The organism is Alcanivorax sp. HI0083 (assembly GCF_001635175.1).
In genome coordinates, this window is record NZ_LWFX01001024.1 from 1 (window position 1) to 2,171 (window position 2,171).

The window sequence follows — 2,171 nt, forward strand, 5'->3', positions numbered from 1 at the left end:
ATCTGGCGCTAGCTTGCGGCTAAAAGACGGCGCTTGGTTGGTGTCTGGCTTCAGGCGTTTGGCGTCCGGCTATCTTTTAATTCAAGATTTCGCTTGAAACTTGAGCGGTGGATTGGTATAAAACGCGCCTTTTCCGGGGCTCTACCGTCCCCCGCAAGAAGTTTTACGGAGCAAGACAATGTCCAAAGTTTGCCAGGTGACCGGTAAGCGCCCTGTAACGGGCAATCGCGTTTCCCACTCGAACATCAAGACCAAGCGTCGTTTCGAGCCGAACCTGCACCACCATCGTTTCTGGGTTGAGTCCGAGAAGCGTTTTGTGCGTCTGCGGGTCAGCTCTAAAGGTATGCGCATCATCGACAAGAAAGGTATCGACTCTGTACTGTCCGATATCCGTTCTCGCGGCGATCGCGTTTAAGGCTAACAGAAGGAGTTAACCCATGGCCGGTCCTATTCGTGAAAAAATCCGCCTGGTGTCCTCTGCTGGCACTGGTCATTTTTACACCACCACCAAGAACAAGCGTCTCCATCCTGAAAAGATGGAAACCAAGAAGTATGATCCGGTCGTGCGTAAGCATGTGGCCTACAAGGAAGCGAAGATCAAGTAATGATCTTCTAGCTTGCCTGCCTGGCAGCGGACATAAAAAAACCCGGGATTTCCCGGGTTTTTTTATGCCTGGCGAAAAGTGCTGCCCATGTAAATGGCGTTGCATATCAACTCTGCGCGGAAAAAGCCCGTCTGTCGTCTTTCCGGCCCCGAACAGAGGTTTGATCTACGTCACAAAAAGATGGTGGTGCTAGCTTTACAGGAACGGGATGTTTCGCAACAAAAGGCTACACGCCCAGCGTTGTGAAGTGCGTCACGTTTGCATAGGATCAAATCAGAAGTTCATATTTACGCATATGTAGCAAGTGTTTAATCAGTTTTGGTAACCCTCACAAAGAGCGTGCACGGAGAGCACTATGAGTACTTTGACTATGATTTCCCAATTCGTTTTTGCCCGTCTTTATTGCCAGTTGCCAGGCCGTGCGCGTAAACAGCGTGGTGCCAGTGCGCTGGAGTACATTGTTCTGGCTGCAGCGTTGATCATTATCATTGGTGTTTTGGCGACTAATGATACGGTTAGCGATGCACTGGAAACGGCATTTTCCGACCTGTTCTCTGATGCCTCTGATACCTCTGGTACCTAGGGATTAGTCGGCATGCGGATGTGGGGAAAACAGGCAGGGGCGGTGGCACTGGAATTTTTGCTGTTGTTCCCCTTCGTTGTCGCCATGTTATATGGCGCGGCGGTATACGGCCTGACATTCTTTGCTCAGTACCGGATGCAGGATGCGGTAGACAATGCGGTATCCACCGCCTTGTACATTGATCGTTCTGCGTTACAGGGGGCCGCCTTGGGGGCGTCAGTGACGCAGCGTGCCAATTCGGCGTTGGCCGGGCTGGTGACACAGCTACCGCCCAGTCTCAGGGATCTGGATGCTGAGGGTGCCTGTAATCTGGAGACAGTGGGGGGGGTGGAAATGCTCCACTGCCGCCTGGTTTATCCGAACTATCAGACCAATCCGGTGGTGCCGGCGCTGAGTTTCGGCATGCTGGGGGAGTTCCCCCCACTGCCGGAGCGGCTGGATGCGGAGGCGCGGGCCGCATTCTGATGCGGCGTGCCTGCAATTAGAACCAGAAACACACAGGGATGTTCCGGAGAGAACATGGGATCAAGACTGCTGTATATGTTGCCGGCGCTGGCAGTGGCGCTGGTGGCGTTGATCTTGGCATTGGTGGGGTTAAGTCGTGATCCGACACCGGCGTTGGTGGTGAAGGATAATGACACGGACACCGAATCGTCCGTTCAGGATGCCCCCAGTTATCGCTACTGGGTGGTGACGCAGAGCCTGAATGTCGGGGATACGCTTGATGAAGAGTCCCTGGCGGTGGTGTCTTCCCCTGCCCCGATTGCCAATGTGCTGACCGCCGATGAAAAGGTGGTGGGCAAGGAGCTTCGCCAGTTTGCCCGTCCGGGCGAGCTGCTTTCCCGAAATCATCTTGAACCTGGCGGCACCCTCCCTGGCGCGTTACCGACGGGCTTTCGTGCCGTCGGCGTGGCTGTGGATAATGTGGTGATGGCTGGCGGATTGCTGCAGCCCGGTGATCTGGTGGATGTGGTGGTGGCTTT

5 protein-coding genes are annotated in these 2,171 nt (G+C 54.5%); all 5 read left to right on the top strand.

From position 1 onward, the window contains the following. Positions 1–178: 178 nt before the first annotated feature. Positions 179–415 carry a 50S ribosomal protein L28 gene (rpmB, locus tag A3754_RS12830; RefSeq protein ID WP_007149468.1) on the top strand — a complete coding sequence of 79 codons (237 nt, stop codon included), beginning with the start codon at positions 179–181 and terminating at the stop codon, positions 413–415. 22 nt (positions 416–437) lie between these two features. Next, positions 438–605: a 50S ribosomal protein L33 gene (gene rpmG / locus A3754_RS12835; RefSeq protein ID WP_007151127.1), complete on the top strand. Its 168-nt coding sequence runs from the start codon at positions 438–440 to the stop codon at positions 603–605. Between the two features lie 355 nt (positions 606–960). Continuing rightward, positions 961–1,188 (top strand): Flp family type IVb pilin, encoded by a 228-nt coding sequence (locus A3754_RS12840; RefSeq protein ID WP_063520007.1) that lies wholly within the window; start codon positions 961–963, stop codon positions 1,186–1,188. A 12-nt stretch (positions 1,189–1,200) separates the two neighbouring features. Next, positions 1,201–1,653, top strand: a complete 453-nt coding sequence (locus A3754_RS12845) for a TadE/TadG family type IV pilus assembly protein (protein ID WP_063520008.1) — start codon at positions 1,201–1,203, stop codon at positions 1,651–1,653. 54 nt (positions 1,654–1,707) lie between these two features. Then, on the top strand, positions 1,708–2,171 hold a 464-nt coding region (gene cpaB, locus A3754_RS12850; RefSeq protein ID WP_156496976.1), incomplete at its 3' end, for a Flp pilus assembly protein CpaB.